General features: G+C 38.6%; 15 protein-coding genes and 1 other RNA gene. 4 read left to right on the forward strand and 12 right to left on the reverse strand.

Going from position 1 to position 17,444, the window contains the following annotated elements; all coding sequences use genetic code 11:
• Positions 1-393 precede the first annotated feature (393 nt).
• From IGK81_RS11035 to IGK81_RS11090, 12 genes are all read right to left on the reverse strand, one after another.
• Entirely contained in the window at positions 394-1,269 is an 876-nt protein-coding gene (locus IGK81_RS11035; protein WP_010720874.1) for a YitT family protein, read from the reverse strand.
• A gap of 447 nt (positions 1,270-1,716) precedes the next feature.
• A complete protein-coding gene (gene aspS, locus IGK81_RS11040) occupies positions 1,717-3,483 on the reverse strand; it encodes an aspartate--tRNA ligase (protein ID WP_034699943.1) in 1,767 nt (588 codons plus the stop codon).
• A gap of 14 nt (positions 3,484-3,497) precedes the next feature.
• Positions 3,498-4,790 carry a histidine--tRNA ligase gene (hisS, locus tag IGK81_RS11045; RefSeq protein ID WP_010720876.1) on the reverse strand — a complete coding sequence of 431 codons (1,293 nt, stop codon included), beginning with the start codon at positions 4,788-4,790 and terminating at the stop codon, positions 3,498-3,500.
• 454 nt (positions 4,791-5,244) lie between these two features.
• The gene (locus tag IGK81_RS11050) at positions 5,245-6,192 is read right to left on the reverse strand and encodes an aldo/keto reductase (RefSeq protein WP_010737088.1); all 948 of its coding nucleotides are present in this window, start codon (positions 6,190-6,192) and stop codon (positions 5,245-5,247) included.
• 305 nt (positions 6,193-6,497) lie between these two features.
• Positions 6,498-7,757, reverse strand: a complete 1,260-nt coding sequence (locus tag IGK81_RS11055; protein ID WP_034699946.1) for a cytochrome P450 — start codon at positions 7,755-7,757, stop codon at positions 6,498-6,500.
• Positions 7,758-8,061: 304 nt separating this feature from the next.
• Positions 8,062-8,508, reverse strand: a complete 447-nt coding sequence (gene dtd, locus IGK81_RS11060) for a D-aminoacyl-tRNA deacylase (RefSeq protein ID WP_034699948.1) — start codon at positions 8,506-8,508, stop codon at positions 8,062-8,064.
• Between the two features lie 11 nt (positions 8,509-8,519).
• Complete coding sequence (locus tag IGK81_RS11065; protein ID WP_010720880.1) at positions 8,520-10,733, reverse strand: RelA/SpoT family protein; 2,214 nt, start codon at positions 10,731-10,733, stop codon at positions 8,520-8,522.
• Between the two features lie 206 nt (positions 10,734-10,939).
• A complete protein-coding gene (locus tag IGK81_RS11070; RefSeq protein ID WP_034699950.1) occupies positions 10,940-11,692 on the reverse strand; it encodes a 16S rRNA (uracil(1498)-N(3))-methyltransferase in 753 nt (250 codons plus the stop codon).
• Entirely contained in the window at positions 11,693-12,640 is a 948-nt protein-coding gene (gene prmA, locus IGK81_RS11075) for a 50S ribosomal protein L11 methyltransferase (protein WP_034699952.1), read from the reverse strand. It abuts the gene before it with no gap.
• 12 nt (positions 12,641-12,652) lie between these two features.
• On the reverse strand, positions 12,653-13,141 hold the full coding sequence (locus tag IGK81_RS11080) for a DUF3013 family protein (protein WP_034699955.1): 489 nt from the start codon (positions 13,139-13,141) through the stop codon (positions 12,653-12,655).
• Positions 13,138-13,779, reverse strand: a complete 642-nt coding sequence (locus IGK81_RS11085) for a DNA-3-methyladenine glycosylase (RefSeq protein WP_010737082.1) — start codon at positions 13,777-13,779, stop codon at positions 13,138-13,140. The genes IGK81_RS11080 and IGK81_RS11085 overlap by 4 nt, the downstream gene beginning before the upstream one ends.
• A gap of 224 nt (positions 13,780-14,003) precedes the next feature.
• Positions 14,004-14,513 (reverse strand): DinB family protein, encoded by a 510-nt coding sequence (locus IGK81_RS11090; RefSeq protein ID WP_034699958.1) that lies wholly within the window; start codon positions 14,511-14,513, stop codon positions 14,004-14,006.
• 264 nt (positions 14,514-14,777) lie between these two features.
• On the opposite strand from IGK81_RS11090, the gene IGK81_RS11095 reads away from it, so the two are divergent.
• The 4 genes from IGK81_RS11095 (at position 14,778) to IGK81_RS11110 (ending at position 17,269) form a co-directional block, all read left to right on the forward strand.
• Positions 14,778-16,073, forward strand: coding sequence for a replication-associated recombination protein A (locus IGK81_RS11095; protein WP_010720886.1), 1,296 nt, complete (start codon positions 14,778-14,780; stop codon positions 16,071-16,073).
• A gap of 61 nt (positions 16,074-16,134) precedes the next feature.
• A non-coding RNA gene (gene ssrS / locus IGK81_RS11100) (6S RNA) lies at positions 16,135-16,329 on the forward strand.
• 114 nt (positions 16,330-16,443) lie between these two features.
• Positions 16,444-16,731 (forward strand): hypothetical protein, encoded by a 288-nt coding sequence (locus IGK81_RS11105; RefSeq protein WP_010720887.1) that lies wholly within the window; start codon positions 16,444-16,446, stop codon positions 16,729-16,731.
• Positions 16,732-16,801: 70 nt separating this feature from the next.
• A complete protein-coding gene (locus IGK81_RS11110; protein WP_010720888.1) occupies positions 16,802-17,269 on the forward strand; it encodes a universal stress protein in 468 nt (155 codons plus the stop codon).
• Positions 17,270-17,444: the final 175 nt, after the last annotated feature.

Raw genomic sequence — 17,444 nt, forward strand, 5'->3', positions numbered from 1 at the left:
TTGTACAAAAATAGCAAGAAAAATTCATGTGATTTTCGCTATCATTTCTATCTTCCCATAAAACTTTGAAAAAAAGAATAACTTTTTCCGCAACTTTAATAAAAATTCAACTATGAACAACGTATAACTAAAAATAACCTTGAAGTCCCAGTAAGATTACATCTAACTGAAAGAATCACTTTACTAAGATCGTTACGACAAATTTAGCAAAATGAAGGGTGAAAATCTCAAAACAGGATAAACTGTTTGAAGATTCTCACCCTCCAGATACAAATCAAGCTACACAATGCCCAACTTTATCAAACGATTTGTAGAATAAAGTTGTTTCCAGCCACACTGATCGATTCATTTATTTGGATATGTCACTTTTTCTGTCAATAAGTTGCACTTGCACTAAACGCCCTCTTCATAAAACCGACCAAGAATTTGGACATTTTCGGCGATACTGACAAACGCTTGTGGATCAGAAGCTTTCATCGCTTCTCTTAACAAAGGCAACTCATAGCGTGTAACGATCGTCATCAACACCGTTTGTTTATCGTGCTTGTAAGCTCCTTCTGCCTCATTGATGATCGTGATTCCACGACGCATACAGTTTTGGATTTCATTGACTACTCGTTCGGGATGCTTCGTTACGATCATCACTTGCATTTTCTTTTGTTTCGTATACATCACGTCGGTTACTTTCCCACTGACAAAGATCGAAAGTGCGCTATAAAACATGTATTGCCAGCCAAAAAGGATACCAGCTACGAAAACAATCAATGCATTGAAGTAAATCGAAATTGAACCTATCGATTTTCCTGTCTTTTTACGAATAGTGATACTGACGATATCCAAACCACCTGAGGATAAGCCATTTCTTAAGGCTAACCCGATCCCTAACCCCATCACAGCACCCCCAAAAATCGCGCAGATGATTGGATCAGTTGAAAGAACCGTTAGAGGAAGGATATGGATACAAAGTGACGTCAATGTCACGGTGATAAATGTAAAAATCGTAAACTTCTTACCGATCTTCACCCAAGCAAGAACAAATAAAGGAATATTCAATAAGTATAAAGTCGTTGAGACGGGTACTTCGAATCCAATCAACGATTTAGATAAAGTAGTCAGTATTTGTGCCAAGCCAGTGATTCCGCTTGAATAAATATGTCCTGGTTGATAAAAAAAGTTTAGTGCTACTGATGCAATCAATGCATAAACGATAGATACCGAAAGCTTGGTCGTATAATCATGATGCGCCCAATTTTCGAAAGTTTTTTTCATTGCTTTGTATTTCCGGTTACGATCTCGTACTTTCATATGAATTCGTATGAAGAGACAATCATTGGCTGGAAGTCAATTTCTCTCTTTTCCCGGAATTTCCTTTCTTAATTTTAATTTGGATAGTGAGTAAAGATACGTAGTATATAATGAAAGAACGAACGATTACGTTCAGTGACTACTCTATAATGATCCATCATTACACTAACCAAAAAGAAGGATTCATTCTTCGCCTATCGCATCACTAAACGTAGCATCCATTGAAAATATGGGTTAAAACTCAACTGACATTATACGCTATGGCTTAATTATAAATCGTTTTGGAATTAAATCAAGACAACATAAACAAGTACGAGAGTCTTTTTACACCTAGTCCAGACTCCCGTACTTATTATTTATAAAACGATCAATGGAATTGAGTTACTAGTCTTTTGTTCAATACGAATAAACTTAGTCCATGCTGGTTACATCAATATTCAAGTCAAATAATTGGGCATCTGATACCGTACTTGGTGCATCACTCATGACATCTGCTGCTCTACCATTTTTAGGGAAAGCAATAACTTCACGAATGTTTTCTTCACCAGCAAGTAACATCACAAAACGGTCCAAGCCAAGAGCAATACCGCCATGTGGTGGGAACCCATAATCCAATGCAGTTAATAGGAAACCAAATTGTTCCTCCATTTGTTCCTTCGTAAAGCCTAAAGTTTCTAAGACTTTTTCTTGGATTTCACGAGTATGGATCCGGATTGAGCCACCGCCTAGCTCATAGCCATTCAATACGATATCATATGCTTCTGCATAGACACTAGCTGGATCTGTACTCAAGCGTTCAAGATCTTCTTCTTTTGGCATCGTAAATGGATGATGAGCGGATACGTAGCGTCCTTCTTCTGCAGAATATTCAAATTGTGGCCATTCTGTGATCCACAAGAAATTGAATTTTGATTCATCAATTAAGCCTAATTCTTTTCCTAAGCGTGTACGGATTGCCCCTAGTGTTGCAGCTACGATTTCTTTTGTATCCGCACCAAATAATAAAATGTCTCCAACTTCAGCGTTTGTCGCTTGAACGATTGCTTCTGTTGCATCTCCCATAAATTTAGCGATTGGACCTTTCAAGCCGTCCTCTTCTACTTTTAGCCAAGCTAATCCCTTCGCACCAAATTGGCTAGCGTATTGCCCAAGATTATCTAAATCTTTACGAGAGTAGTTGCTTGAAGCATTTTTAGCATTTAAAACTTTGACGACGCCACCTTTTTCAAGAGCCATTTGGAAGACTTTGAAATCAACATCTTTGACGATTTCACTTAAGTCGATCAACTCCATCTCAAAACGTGTATCTGGTTTATCACTACCGTAGCGATTCATTGCTTCGTCATACGTCATGCGAGGAAACGGTAAAGTAACGTCGATTCCACGAACATCTTTCATCACTTTCGCAATCAAGCCTTCGGTATAATCTTGGATTTCTTCTGCCGTCAAGAATGTCGTTTCAATATCTACTTGAGTAAATTCTGGCTGACGATCACCACGAAGATCTTCGTCACGGAAACAACGAACGATTTGGTAGTAACGATCAAATCCTGCGTTCATCAATAATTGTTTAAACAACTGAGGTGATTGAGGTAACGCATAGAAGTGCCCTGGGTAAACACGCGAAGGAACAAGATAGTCACGAGCCCCTTCTGGCGTTGATTTTCCTAAATAAGGTGTTTCGATATCCATGAAATCATTATCATCTAAATAATGACGGATTGCTTTCGTTGTTTCATTTCTCATTTTGATATTTTTCGTCATTTTTGGACGACGCAAATCTAAATAACGATATTTCATACGGATCTCGTCTCCGACTGTTTGATCGTCTTCAATCAAAAACGGTGGTGTTTTTGCTTTGTTCAAGATAACAATTTCGTTTGCGAATACTTCATATTCACCAGTGACCATTTTAGGGTTGATGGCTAGCTCCTCACGTTTACGAACCACACCAGTGATTTCAATCACGTATTCACTCCGACATTTATCCGCGATTTCCCATGCTTCTTTATTGACTTCAGGATTGAAAACGATTTGGACGATTCCTTCTCGGTCACGTAAATCAATAAAGATTACTCCCCCTAGGTCTCTTCGCTTTTGTACCCACCCTTTTAATGTAACAGTTTGATCTAGTTCTTTTGCTGAAATCAAACCGCAATAAGTTGTTCTTTGTGCCATTTTTCTTTTTCCTCCTACTCGAATAAAGTCATTTCATCATAGACTTCATCAAAATGTTCATAAACTTCTGTTAAACTAAAGCTTTTTTCTTTTCTATTAGCCATTGATTTGACTGTGACCGTTTGGTTTTCCAGCTCATCTCCGCCAATAACTAACACTAACTTAGCATTCGCTTTATCAGCCGTTTTGAATTGTGCTTTTGCTTTACGATCCATAAAATCACGATCAGCTGAAAACCCAAAATTGCGGATCGTTTGCACCAGTTTCAATGCTTCGATATTCGTTTCTTCGCCTAAAGCCACGACATAAGCATCTAATTCATTAAATGCCGGAATCACGACTTCTTCTGCTTCCATTGTTAACAGCAAGCGTTCGATCCCCATCGCAAAACCAAACCCGGGTGTTTGAGGTCCGCCTAGTTCTTCAACCAGATTATCGTAACGTCCACCTGCACAAATCGTCGCTTGTGCGCCCATCTTTGGTGCATCACTCATAATCTCAAAGATTGTATGTGTATAGTAATCCAACCCTCGAACCATCGTGCTATCGATTTCGTAAGGTATATTAAGTGCATCCAACATAGCAACGACCATATCAAAATGTTTTTGTGCTGTTTCGCTTAAGAAATCTAAAATCGATGGTGCATCAGCAACAAACTTTTGATCTCGTTTGTCTTTACTATCTAACACCCGCAACGGATTCTCATGCAAACGACGTTGTGAATCTTCACTCAACTCTTTTTCAAATGGTGAAAGATAGTCGATCAATGCTTGACGATATGCTTGACGCGTTTCTTTATCTCCTAGCGAGTTGATCACTAATCGAATTTGAGTGATTCCTAATTGTTTGAAGAAATCAAGGGCCATAACCATGCTTTCCACGTCAGTTGCTGGATTGTCAGAACCAAAAGCTTCTACTCCTATTTGATGGAATTGACGTAAACGACCTTTTTGAGGGCGTTCATAACGAAACATTGGTCCCATATAAAATGTTTTATAAGGTTTTGCATATTCTGGTCCAAATAATTTATGTTCCACAAAAGAACGAACGATCGGTGCTGTTCCTTCTGGACGTAAAGTGATGTGGCGTTCCCCTTTGTCATAGAAATCATACATTTCTTTTGACACGATATCCGTTGTATCCCCTACACTTCGAGAAATGACTTCATAGTGTTCAAAAATAGGCGTGCGGATTTCATTGTATTGATAATCTCTAAACAATAAACGCGCTGTTTCTTCCACGAACTGCCATTTTTCTGACTCACCAGGTAAAATATCATTTGTTCCTTTTGGTCTTTGGAAACTCATTTTTTTCTCCCCTTTACTTTTCTATGTAAAAAAAAATCCACCCTTATTCATTACGAACAAGGGTGAATGACTAATTCATACACGGTACCACCTATTTTTGAAAGATTGCTCTTTCCTCTAACGATTAACGCTCGTACACGGGACGGCTTTTCACTCGTCCATCTCCAGAGTGTCTTTTAGAATTTAAAACTTTAGATCATTTTCAGCCTTGATGATCCTCTCTTGTAAAGCTTCAGAAACTTACTCGCTCTTTCATTGATATTTTCAATATTACCTATAACCTACTAAAAACAAGGCGTAAAGTCAAGAAAAATCTGTAAATCAACTGAGAATTAATAAGGTGCTAACCGACTAACTGAATGAAACATCTCCTTAATTACTAGCATCCTTCATTCCAGCACACGCCCATTTTTTCAGAGCTAACTTCTTCTGTCACGACCTTCTCTGTATTTTTCTAAAAATCTTTAAAGAGTTGATCAATGGTATGGTAATCAGTGGACGATAAATGAATATCTAATGCACGAGCATTATCTCTAACTTGTTCCGGTTTTTTCGCTCCAGGTATCACGACAGAAATCCGTGGATTTTTCATATACCAAGCTAAAACGAGTTGAGCAATACTAGCTTGATTGTTTTTCGCAATCGGTGCAAGTTGTTCGACAGCCTGAATGATTTTTTCAAACCTCTCTCCTTGAAAATCCGGATTCTTCTTACGAGGGTCATCTGGAGCCATACTTTGAAGACTATTTAAATGATATTTTCCCGTTAACAAGCCGGAAGCAAGTGGAAAATAAGGGACAAAACTAATGTTATGTTGTTCAAGATAAGGCCAACGTTCTTTTTCAGCTTCACGATGGATCAAACTAAATTTATCTTCAACAACATCAACATAGCCATCTTGATTTGCTTCTTTCAGTTGAGTCATTGAAAAATTAGAGACTCCGATTGCACGGATCTTCCCTGCTTCTTTTAGTTTGTGCAACGCAGCGACTGCTTCATTTTTTGGCGTTTCTTTATCTGGAAAATGGATATAAAAAATATCAATATAATCAGTTTGTAAACGTCGGAGTGCTTCTTCTACAGAACGGGTCAAAAATTCTGGTGAATTATTGAATACCCCTTTTTGTCCAGGAACATGGGCAGCTTTAGTGGCAATGATCACCCGTGAACGATCAAATTCATTTTCTTGCAAGACTTCACCGATCAGTTCTTCTGAACGTCCATTTCCATAAGCATAAGCAGTATCAATTAAATTGATGCCGTTTTGCAAAGCGGTTCGTACAACTTCTTTCCCAGTTTCATCTTTTAAGTTAGCAAAAAGATTATGACCACCGATCGCATTCGCTCCTAAGCCAAGTTGTTCAGCGTAAACTTGTGAATGTCCAATTCTTATTTCTGCCATTCGCAATTCCTCCTTTTTTCTTTAGTCTAAAACAAAAAGAAAAAAAGCTAAACTAAAAGAACTTTTGAAGTAAGAGGTTGTGAAAGCAACGGGAAGCTCCGATGACAATAAGAAAGGATTTTTTAAAACAGCTTCTCATGTTTTGAAAAATTCAGGCTTATTTCAAGGAGCTGTTGCTTGAACACCGTTTACTTGCTTTAGAATAAAAAATAAAGCGCCCCCCAAAAGTTAGTTTTTTAGTCTAACTTTTTTTGGGGGGCGCTACAGAATGAGATTTATATTTCAGACTTTTTATTTTCTACGCACTATTCTTTATATAAGAGTACACGACTATTAGGATAAGTTGGAAATTGATTACTAGGGATCGTCCAATCTTGTTCAGGTACTGAAAATTCATAATGGTTGACTAATTGGTCAGAAAAGACCCGTAAACTGTGTAAAGTGATCCATTCTCCCGCACAGCGATGCATTTGTCGAAAGTCTCCTCCACCTTGAGCAATCATCTCATATTCCTCTTCGTAAGAAAGATCTTTTGCTTTCCCTAAATAACGTTTGATCATGAATGAATCTGGCGCATCGATTGTACGTTCATCATGATTCGTCCCGTATAGATCCAAAATAACCCAACTATCTTTAGGAATAAGATAGCCGTCAACTGACACATCTTTTAAAGCAATGGCTGGCAACATTGGGAAAAATGGATAGTAACGACGCATTTCCTGAATAAACGGATCTTGAAGTTCTGTAAAGTCATTTTTTAACTGCTGTTTTAAGTCTGGTCGACTGAATAAAGCATGTCCCATCAAAGCTGCCCAGACTGTCAATGCTACAGTTGGTCGAATAATATTGAGCAATTCCACCGCAGCCACTTCGATTGGCAACAAATTACCATCAAGATCAGTTGCTTGGGCAAAAGCATATAAAGCGACATCTTCTTTACCTGGAACAGGGTTTGCTCGTGCATCCTCAATCAACCTTTGAGCCCATTGTTCAGATTTTTTACGATTTTCAACCCCTTTGATATGATCGATTGGCGACGTAAATGTCCCACTGATCATAGAAATTTGGTAATCAGCGAACTGATTGATTTCTTCATCGGTCAATTCTGCTAAGTTGATTCCTGACCATTCACAAATCGAAGTAAATAGTACTTGTTTACTTAAATCAAATAATTCAAATTGTCCATGTTGTTCGTTTAACGCTTGAGACAAATTTTTTTCTAAAATTTGATGGTACGTATCCATTCTTTCCGGTGTCATCAAATCCATAAAAATCGATTTGCGATGATGGTGTTGGGCACCGTCTAGCGTTTGAACACCATCTTTCCCAAACAACGTTTTTAATACTAATTTAGGCATTGCTCCTTTTCGTTTGAAATTCCTTGGATCATAAAAAATTTGAGCGGCTTCTTTTCCATAGATCACAATCGCTTCTTTATTGAAGATTTTTGCTTTCACTACTGGCGCATTTGCCTCTTTACGTAATTCCTCTAACAAGTGATAACCTTGCTCATATCTTTTTTTAATCTCGGTTATCTTTATATCGACTACTGGTACCTCTTTCATCTTTTATCTCCTCCAATAGAACACTTCATCTATTATTAGCTTATCTTTTTTTTAGATAGCTGACAAAAAAAGTGTTCTAAAACCAAAAAGACCAAATGGACTCGATTTTAGAACTATTTCTCCTCTAAAATCACTCTTTTTTCCTTAAAAAATAGGTTCCCCCATCTGTATGACACTTTTCGAGTAGGCACACAAAAAACCGATCACTCAAAGATTCATCGCTTGTGCGAATCTCTGAGGATCGGTTGGACTTGACGAGACATGCCCATCTTATTTCAATCAATTATGAATACACTAGTATCTCTTATTTATTTTGAGAATCAATGATAATAGTAACCGGACCGTCATTGATCAAAGAAACTGCCATGTCAGCTCCAAATTGGCCGGTTGCTACGGTAATCCCTCTATTTCTAATCCCTTCATTAAAAGCCTCGTATAGTGGAATAGCTGTTTCGGGACGAGCTGCTGAGATGAAACTTGGACGATTTCCTTTTTTAGTATCTGCAAACAGCGTAAATTGGGACACACTCAAAATTTGTCCTTCGACATCTTCTACACTACGGTTCATTTTTCCTTGTTCATCTTCAAAAATACGCATTTGTGCAATTTTTTTTACTAAATAATCAACATCATCTTGCGTATCTTTTTCATGAATACCTAGTAAAATAACCAGCCCTTGATCGATCTTCCCAACTTCTTGTTGATCGATCGTCACTGAAGCTTTACTTACTCGCTGGACAACAGCTCTCACGTGTTTTCCTCCTAACCATTGGTTCGTCGCACGCTATACACATCTGGTACAGCTTTGATTTTATCCACGATGCTCTTTAGGTGAGCAAGATTTTGGATCCCTACTGTTAAATGGATCGTTGCCATTTTGTCTTTGTTGGTTCTCGCTTCCACGCTGTTTAAGTTTTTAGTCATGGTATTTACCGTTTGTAAGACATCATTTAACATGCCGGAACGATTATAACCATAAATTTCCAGATCAGCATCATATTCTTTTCTGGTATTTGAGGTATCTTCCCATTCAACTTCGATCAGGCGTTCGGCCACATTCGGCTTGTCTACTTGGACATTCGGACAGTCTCTTCGGTGAATCGAGATTCCTCTTCCTTTAGTGATATAACCCACGATATCATCTCCAGGGATCGGGTTACAGCAACGACTGATCCGAATCAACAAGTTATCGACACCTTGAATCACGACACCACCTTCATGGCGAACCTTCATTTTTTCCGGTTCTTTTTTCGGTTGGTTCATGATTTCTTCAGCTTCTTGTTTTTGTTGCTCGATCTTTTGTTCTTTTCTTTCTTTTTCAGTCAAACGGTTCGCCATCGTCAATGCACTGACTTCACCATAACCCACAGCTGCATACATATCATCTTCCGTTTGATAATTCAGCTTTTCTAAAGCATCTTGCAGCTTACTTTTTGCTAATATTTCTTTTGGTGCAAAGCCTAGATCGATAATACATTTTGTGATTGCTTCATGTCCTTTGATGATATTTTCTTCTCTGTCTTGCGCTTTGAAGAAACGTTTGATTTTATTGCGAGCTTTACTCGTAGCAACTAATTTCAACCAATCTCGACTTGGACCAAACGAATTAGGTGAAGTCAAAATCTCAATGATGTCCCCATTTTTCAACTTATAATCTAATTGAACCATTTTGCCGTTGATTTTGGCACCCGTTGTTTTATTTCCAATGTCAGTATGGATACTATAAGCAAAATCTAAAGGTCCAGAACCTTTTGGCAGTTCTGTCACGTCCCCTTTAGGAGTGAAAACATAGACCTTATCACTAAAGATATCTCCTTTGACACCTTCCATAAATTCTGAAGCATCATAACTTTCATCTTGCAGTTCAATGATTTCGTGGAACCAGCTTAATTGTTTCGTGATACCATCTGGTTCGACCTTATCATTTTTACCTTCTTTGTATGCCCAATGTGCAGCCACCCCGAACTCGGCGATTTCGTGCATTTCTTGAGTTCGTATCTGGATCTCTACCGGATTTCCAGCTGGTCCAATGACTGTTGTATGCAAGGATTGATACATATTTGCTTTAGGCATAGCAATATAATCTTTAAACCGCCCTGGCATTGGTTTCCATTTGGTATGGATTGCTCCTAAAACAGCATAACAATCCTTGATAGAGTCAACGATTACCCGTATTGCAAGTAAATCATAGATTTCATTGAATTGTTTCTTTTGGTCTTTCATTTTCCGATAAATAGAATAAATGTGTTTAGGACGTCCATAGATTTCTGCATAAATATCTAGTTCTTCTGTTGCTAGACGAATATCTTCGACTGTGGCGTTGACATATTTTTCTCGTTCTTCTCGTTTCGTTTGCATCAAATGCACGATTCGATAATATTGTTTAGGATTGAGATAGCGAAGTGCGGTATCTTCTAATTCCCATTTGATTCGACTGATCCCCAAGCGATGAGCTAATGGTGCATAAATTTCTAAAGTTTCTTGGGCGATTCGACGTTGTTTATCTTCACGAAGATGTTTTAGCGTACGCATGTTATGTAGTCGATCAGCTAATTTCACCATAATTACACGTAAATCTTGCGCCATAGCTAATAACATCTTTCGATGATTTTCTGCTAATTGTTCTTCATGTGATTTGTATTTAATTTTCCCTAGTTTCGTTACACCGTCAACTAACATCGCAACGTCTGGACCAAATTCTTCTTTCAAATCATCCAAAGTAACGTCGGTGTCTTCTACAACATCATGCAAAAAACCAGTTGCAACAGTATGGGGGTCCATTCTTAAATCAGCTAAGATCCCAGCAACTTGGATAGGATGGATAATGTATGGTTCGCCTGATTTACGAAACTGGCCATCGTGAGCAGCCGTTGCATAATCGCAAGCTTTTTGAACAAATGCTACATGATCAGGTCCCATGTATTGGCTAACCAATTTAATCACTCCAGGACCTGTCAATAATTCTTCTTTTGGCATGGAACATCCCCCTTTCAAAGGTTACGAACAACAGCTGTTGCTCCGAATAATATTAAAAACCATTCTTCTTTTTTATAACATAACTAGAAACAAACTCATGCACACCATTCATTTGATGTCATCCGTTGTTTACAATAAAATAATTGTTTTTATTATACAGATTGTTCGGAATTTTTTCAATTTTTCCTGATTTTATTCAGTTATTATCAGTGAGTGAGCTCCCACTGATAACTTGCCGCACTTAAAAGATAAAGAGGTGCCGTCTCCGTACGTAAAATCCGCGGTCCTAATCCACATAAGATTCCACCTTTTTCAACAAAGGCTTCAACTTCTTCAGGAGCAAGACCTCCTTCAGGACCAAAAACGGCTAAAATCCGACTACCATCAGTGAGTTCTTGGAATACCTTAGCTAAATTGGCTAGTTCTCCTTGTTTTGCTGACTCTTCATAAGCAATCAACAACACATCATAAGCAGATAGTCGATCAAAAAGAGCTTGCTGACTTTCCAATAATTCCACTTGGGGCGCAATCTGTCTATGAGATTGTTCAGCTGCTTCTTGAGCAATTTTGTTCAAACGTTCTTGACGTTTGTTTCTTTTTTTCGCATCCCATTTTACAATAGATGTTTTAGCTGGAAAGCCAATAAATCCATGCGCACCTAATTCTGTTCCTTTTTGAACGATCCAGTCTAGTTTATCCCCTTTTGGATAACCACTGGCAATCGTGATGTTATTGGGTAATTCCTTTTGGCTTTTTTCTTTTTCAAGCTCGCTCAAATAAACGGTATCTTCACTGATTTCTGTGATTTCCGCACGAATCGATACTTGATCGTTGAATGCTAAATAGACTTGATCTTTTGGCGCCATGCGCATGACCCGTACGATATGATGAAATGCCTCTCCCGAAAGTTCGAAGCGTGTATTTGGTTGATACGCCTCTGCTAAAAAGTAACGTTGCATTTATTCCACCTCAGGCTTTTTCAAGATAATTGCATACCAATCTTTTTGTTGGAAAATTTGATCAACGACAAAGCCCTGTTCTTTCATGGCGTCAATGACCATTTGTTTTTTTTCTTCAATGATACCAGATACGATCAGGCGCCCCGTTTGTTTTAATAAGCGCCAAGCATCAGGGATCATCAACAAAATAATATCTGCTAAGATGTTCGCCACGATAACATCACTTTCGATTGTGATGCCGTTCAATAAATCATTAGCAGCTACGTGAACATCTTTGGCTACTTCATTCATATCCATATTTTCTTTCGCTGCACGAACAGCCACTTCATCCAGATCATAGGCATAAACATCTTTGGCTCCTAAGTATTTTGCTGCGATACTTAAGACGCCAGAACCAGTTCCTACATCTAAAAGTGTTTCTCCGCCACGCAATACCGTTTCTAATGCTTGCAATGTTAAAGAGGTAGTTGGATGTGTCCCTGTTCCAAATGCCATTCCAGGATCTAATGTAATGATCTTTTCTAATGGATCATTTGTTTGATACGCTTCCCAACTAGGCACGATCGTTAACATTCTGGTGATCCGTACTGGGTGATAATACTTTTTCCAAGCAGTTGCCCAGTTGCTTTCTTCCACTTCACTAACGGTGATGATATTTTTACCGATCGCCAAGCCAAATTCTGGGAGTTGGGCTACACGGTCTTTGATAAAAGGCAAAATTTCTGGTAAAAAAATTGTTTCAGGGAAATAAGCCATCACCAGTGCGCCTTCTGTTAATGAAGTAAAATCTTCTTTATTCAAGATTTCCCCATATTGATCAGACTTGAAATTTTCAACGTCTAAAGCATCTTCAATCGCAACACCGCTTGCTCCTGCTTCCATTAGTATATTAGCCACAGCTTCCACTGCTTCACTGGCGGTTTCAACTTTTACTTCATTCCATTTCATGACATTCACTCCTTAATAACTTGGATAAGGCAAATAGACGTCCGTCTCATTTTGCTGTTTTTCTTCGACTAGTTTTGCTAACTGTTGATTTTCCCAATTCAACTCAAACACTGCCGTTTCATCATCTGCATCAAGAAAATCTAAGAGATCACTTTGCCCTTGCGCTAATACTTCGTTCAAATACTCAATCAATGCATCAATGACCGATTTGGCTATCCCTTTCTTTCCTTCATAAGGAATAACCGCTAAATAATCTTTTTCATCAAAATGGGATTTTTGTGGATTGAACAATAAAATACCATCTTCAAATTCAATGATTTCTTCTTCGGAAACTACACCTTGGGCATCATCGATTTCCAAATGTGCTTTATTTTCTGCAAATAGTCGGACAATGATTTCAATCGTATGGTTTTTCGTATCCCAGTCTAATGCCACATCATAATCAGTGATCGTTTTTTCGATTGTTTTGTCTAAGTAGTCAAGTAAGTTTGTTTTTTTCATTTTCTCTTCCTCCAACCCCAGTCTTCCTCCACCAGGTTCTTTCTTTGTAATGATAGATATGGATTTCCAGCCACTACAAAACGTAATGGTTTGTCTGTCCATTCTCCTTTGTTAGGAATACCGATCCTTGGCAAAGCCATGATTTTCTTAGGTATTTTTGTTTTTTCAAAAACAAAATGCAACGGACTGTCTAAAATCGATTGTCCATAAAGTTCTTGTGGTAATCCTAATGCCGCTACCAATTTTCCGGGACCGTTACTAATATCAGGACCAGTCTTCCCGCCTCTGTTAATGCTCATTTGAGCCACACCAGTTGCAGGCTCGATCGCACGAATCATTACCCCTTGTGGAATCCCTTCAGGTTGCGTAATAATATTTAAAATACGGTGGGTGTGCATCGTATAAAGATAAATCGTTCCTGGCTTTTCATACATCGCTGCCACTCGTGGGGTTCTGCGCATCCCAAAACTATGAGCCGCTTCATCTTCTGGACCAAGATATGCCTCTGCATCAACGATGTAACCACCAACGGTACCAGTTGGCGTAACATATTCTAAATACATCCCTAAAAGATCTCTGGCAACTTCGGGTGTTGTTTTATTCAATAAAAGTTCATCTAATTGCTCTTTATTTGTCATTTTATTCACCACCCTTATCATACACAATATTGAAAGCATAAGCTATGGAAACCAAGAAAAACCTACAGCAATAGACAGGCAGATAAGAATAGCCGAAAAATCCCAAAAATAGGAAGAACTATCTTCGGATTCTCCGGCTTATTTTTCAGAACTAGACACTTCTGTCACAGCCTTTTATAGGATTTTACATAGACCGTTCAAACCAGAACAAGGTTTAGCATTCATTATTTACCGATCACCAGTCGGCGAGTATAGATTCCCTGACCAGAATGCATCACTGCATCATCAATGATCGACACGAGACGATCTTCACGTGTGACAGGAGGTGTCCAGTTGGAATCAATGACTTCATCAAGTGTTCCTTCATCGACTTGTTCCAAGTACTCAATCGTCAATGAAACACTATTAGCTAAATAGTCTGTAAGTAGTTTTTTGTCTGTTATGACGACTTTTTTTGCTTCCGTAGGTGTGTGTTGCCAATCTTGCGTATCATCAGGCAGATCTAATGCAAATTTTCCAGACCAGTCTTGACTAAACCACAGTGGTTCACTATTTTTCAAATCGGATATTTGAAGGTCTAATTCTCGAGCAGTATGCCAGATCAGCCAAGTTACTGATTTGATCAAAGGTGCCGGCATCGTATTTGCTTCTGCTACATCTAGCTGGTCTAACGTTTCTTCAAACCGTTCTTGTGCTCGTAACAATGTTTCACTCAATAATCGTGTCGCTTTCATTTTTCTCCTCCTCCAAGCCATCTATGTCTTCACTCCCTTTATTTTACCTCAAATCAGAATAAACGAGGAAACTGGTGCTTTATTTTAAAAGTCCCCCAGTCCTTTCAATAAAGATCCTCTCTGTTAAACTTAGCCTGAATATGAGTAAACTCGTTTCCTTTCACTTTACGGTTTACGGCGTTCTAAATTAGCGTTACCATAAAGTGGATTGTCCTAATGTATGGTATAATTAACGAACGAAAAATAAAAAAAGGAGGCCGTTTTATGCAGCAACCTTTAGCTTATCGGATGCGTCCACGAACGATCGATGAAGTCGTAGGACAAGAACATTTAGTTGGTGAAGGAAAAATTATTCGGCGAATGGTTGATGCCAAAATGTTGTCTTCCATGATTTTATATGGTCCACCAGGAACTGGTAAAACCAGTATTGCTAGTGCGATTGCTGGCTCAACCAAATTTGCCTTTCGCATGCTCAATGCAGCAACTGATTCCAAGAAAGACTTACAAGTAGTTGCCGAAGAAGCCAAGATGAGTGGCACTGTCATTCTCTTACTTGATGAAATCCATCGTCTTGATAAAACGAAACAAGATTTTTTGCTCCCTCATCTGGAAAATGGACGGATCATCATGATTGGCGCAACAACTGAAAACCCCTATATCACGATTAATCCTGCTATTCGCAGTCGAACACAGATTTTTGAAGTAAAACCCTTAAACGAATTAGATATCCAGCAAGCGGTTCGATCAGCTCTAAGTGATAAAGAGCGTGGGCTTGGTAATCTAGCTATTGAATTAGACGAAAACGCTTTGCTTCATCTATCACGGGCAACGAACGGCGATCTTCGAAGCACACTTAACGGCTTGGAATTAGCGGCTCGTTCGACCGAGCCAAATGAACAGGGGATCATTCACTTAACGCTAACGATCGTTGAAGAATGTATCCAACGAAAAGCACTTACTCATGATAAAGATGGAGATGCTCACTATGACGTGATTTCAGCATTTCAAAAATCGATCCGAGGAAGCGATGTTGACGCAGCACTTCATTATCTAGCCCGCTTAGTTGAGGCTGGTGATCTGGCAAGTATCTGTCGGCGCTTGATGGTGATTGGTTATGAAGATATCGGTCTAGGAAATCCTGCTGCCGCAGCTAGAACTGTCAATGCTGTCTTAGCTGCTGAACGTCTAGGACTTCCCGAAGCAAGGATTCCTTTAGCAGATGCCGTAGTTGATCTTTGTCTCTCTCCTAAATCAAATTCTGCTTATGCCGCTTTAGATGAAGCGATTGCTGATATCCGCTCAGGCAACGCTGGCGAAGTGCCCGATCATTTACGAGACAGTCATTACCAAGGAGCCAAGGCATTGAATCGTGGGATTGGTTATCAATACCCTCACAATTTTGATCAAGCCTGGGTGAACCAACAATATTTACCCGACAAATTAAAACAAGCGTCTTATTATCATCCGAAGACTACAGGGAAATATGAACAAGCCCTTGGGCAACAATATCAGCGAATCAAAGAATGGAAAAAATCAGGAGGCAATAAGCCAACGACATAGACTTGATTTTCCATGAGCGCTCTCATTGCTCTTTTTATTTCCATATGCTACTATAGAGGTGGGAAATCTGTGATGTTCGAATTGTCCTCTTTGTGTGTTGACCGAACATTTTTATTGATATCTTGGGACCCGTCTTGTGTCACTGCTGGTAACATGCCTTATCATTTGGTAGTTCGAGGCTACGACCGTGGGACCCACCTGCTTGAATTCGCGGGATCAATACTACAGGACGAACAACGGCATTAACGGAGATTACCATTTTTTGAAGATTAAGGGGCTATGCCAATTACTTGGTACAGCTCCTTTTTTTTCGAGTAGATCCCTTGAAAAACATTATTTGACCAATCTTTAGACTTTTGGAGGAATTTCTATGATTCAACTTTTAATGGGCATTGCCGCATTATTATTATTATTTGTTAGCTATTATTTATTAAAAAAACAACCCATCTTTTTCGTATTAATAGAAGAAACAGAAAAAAATCGTGGCTATTTACAATTCTATGGTGCCATTTACGCTTTCCTAGGGGTGTTAGGTATTTTTGTCGCCTTCTTCAATCAACGATTTATTGCTTTGGCTTACCTGCTCTTGGTCATTATTGTTGCTTCTGTCTTCAGTTTTACTTTCGCTCGGAAAATGGTCAAACCAAACAGTAAATAATTCTCTTTTTGTTCAACTTGTTTTACAATAGAATTATAAATGATTGATTTATCTGAAGGAGTGAATGCTTATGTTACAACAGTACAAAAAAATTATGGTTGCCGTAGATGGCTCTGATGAAGCTGAATTAGCTTTTAAAAAAGCCGTAAACGTTGCTATCAGAAATAATGGAGAACTTTTATTAGCACACGTGATTGATACTCGTTCTTTCCAAACCGTTTCATCATTTGATGGCATGTTGGCAGAGCAAGCAACTGAAATGGCGAAGCAAACGCTAGCTGATTATGAAGCAAATGCTAAAAAAGCGGGATTGAACAATGTTACTACCGTGATTGAATACGGCTCGCCGAAACAAATCATCGCTAAAGAAATTCCTGAGGATAACCATGTAGATTTAATCATGTTAGGTGCAACAGGATTGAATGCTGTTGAACGTCTATTTATTGGTTCTGTTTCAGAATATGTGATTCGTAACGCCACTTGTGATGTTCTAGTGGTACGTACTGATTTAGAGAATAAATTACCTGAAAAAGAATGATTAATTACTAAACAAGCGGTTGTGACAAAAGTATGTCACAACCGCTTTTATTTATTTTTACATATGCTAAAGAGCTTGGCACGTTCTTTTGTTCCAAGCTCTTTTTTAGATTATTTATTCAATCAATCATTTTTTCTAACCTAATCGATTTCATGATAAAAATATTTCTTTGTCA

The organism is Enterococcus sp. DIV0703, from assembly GCF_051711065.1.
Taxonomy (GTDB): domain Bacteria; phylum Bacillota; class Bacilli; order Lactobacillales; family Enterococcaceae; genus Enterococcus_B; species Enterococcus_B hirae.

Excerpts from the sequence above, each read along its gene's own strand:
- IGK81_RS11070 (WP_034699950.1), bottom strand. The coding sequence starts at position 11,692 with ATGCAACGTTACTTTTTAGCAGAGGCGTATCAACCAAATACACGCTTC.
- IGK81_RS11080 (WP_034699955.1), bottom strand. The coding sequence starts at position 13,141 with ATGAAAAAAACAAACTTACTTGACTACTTAGACAAAACAATCGAAAAA.
- IGK81_RS11105 (WP_010720887.1), top strand. The coding sequence starts at position 16,444 with ATGATTCAACTTTTAATGGGCATTGCCGCATTATTATTATTATTTGTT.
- IGK81_RS11110 (WP_010720888.1), top strand. The coding sequence starts at position 16,802 with ATGTTACAACAGTACAAAAAAATTATGGTTGCCGTAGATGGCTCTGAT.
- prmA (WP_034699952.1), bottom strand. The coding sequence starts at position 12,640 with ATGAAATGGAATGAAGTAAAAGTTGAAACCGCCAGTGAAGCAGTGGAA.
- IGK81_RS11090 (WP_034699958.1), bottom strand. The coding sequence starts at position 14,513 with ATGAAAGCGACACGATTATTGAGTGAAACATTGTTACGAGCACAAGAA.
- IGK81_RS11065 (WP_010720880.1), bottom strand. The coding sequence starts at position 10,733 with ATGCCAAAAGAAGAATTATTGACAGGTCCTGGAGTGATTAAATTGGTT.
- IGK81_RS11050 (WP_010737088.1), bottom strand. The coding sequence starts at position 6,192 with ATGGCAGAAATAAGAATTGGACATTCACAAGTTTACGCTGAACAACTT.
- aspS (WP_034699943.1), bottom strand. The coding sequence starts at position 3,483 with ATGGCACAAAGAACAACTTATTGCGGTTTGATTTCAGCAAAAGAACTA.
- IGK81_RS11035 (WP_010720874.1), bottom strand. The coding sequence starts at position 1,269 with ATGAAAAAAACTTTCGAAAATTGGGCGCATCATGATTATACGACCAAG.
- hisS (WP_010720876.1), bottom strand. The coding sequence starts at position 4,790 with ATGAGTTTCCAAAGACCAAAAGGAACAAATGATATTTTACCTGGTGAG.
- IGK81_RS11095 (WP_010720886.1), top strand. The coding sequence starts at position 14,778 with ATGCAGCAACCTTTAGCTTATCGGATGCGTCCACGAACGATCGATGAA.
- IGK81_RS11055 (WP_034699946.1), bottom strand. The coding sequence starts at position 7,757 with ATGAAAGAGGTACCAGTAGTCGATATAAAGATAACCGAGATTAAAAAA.
- IGK81_RS11085 (WP_010737082.1), bottom strand. The coding sequence starts at position 13,779 with ATGACAAATAAAGAGCAATTAGATGAACTTTTATTGAATAAAACAACA.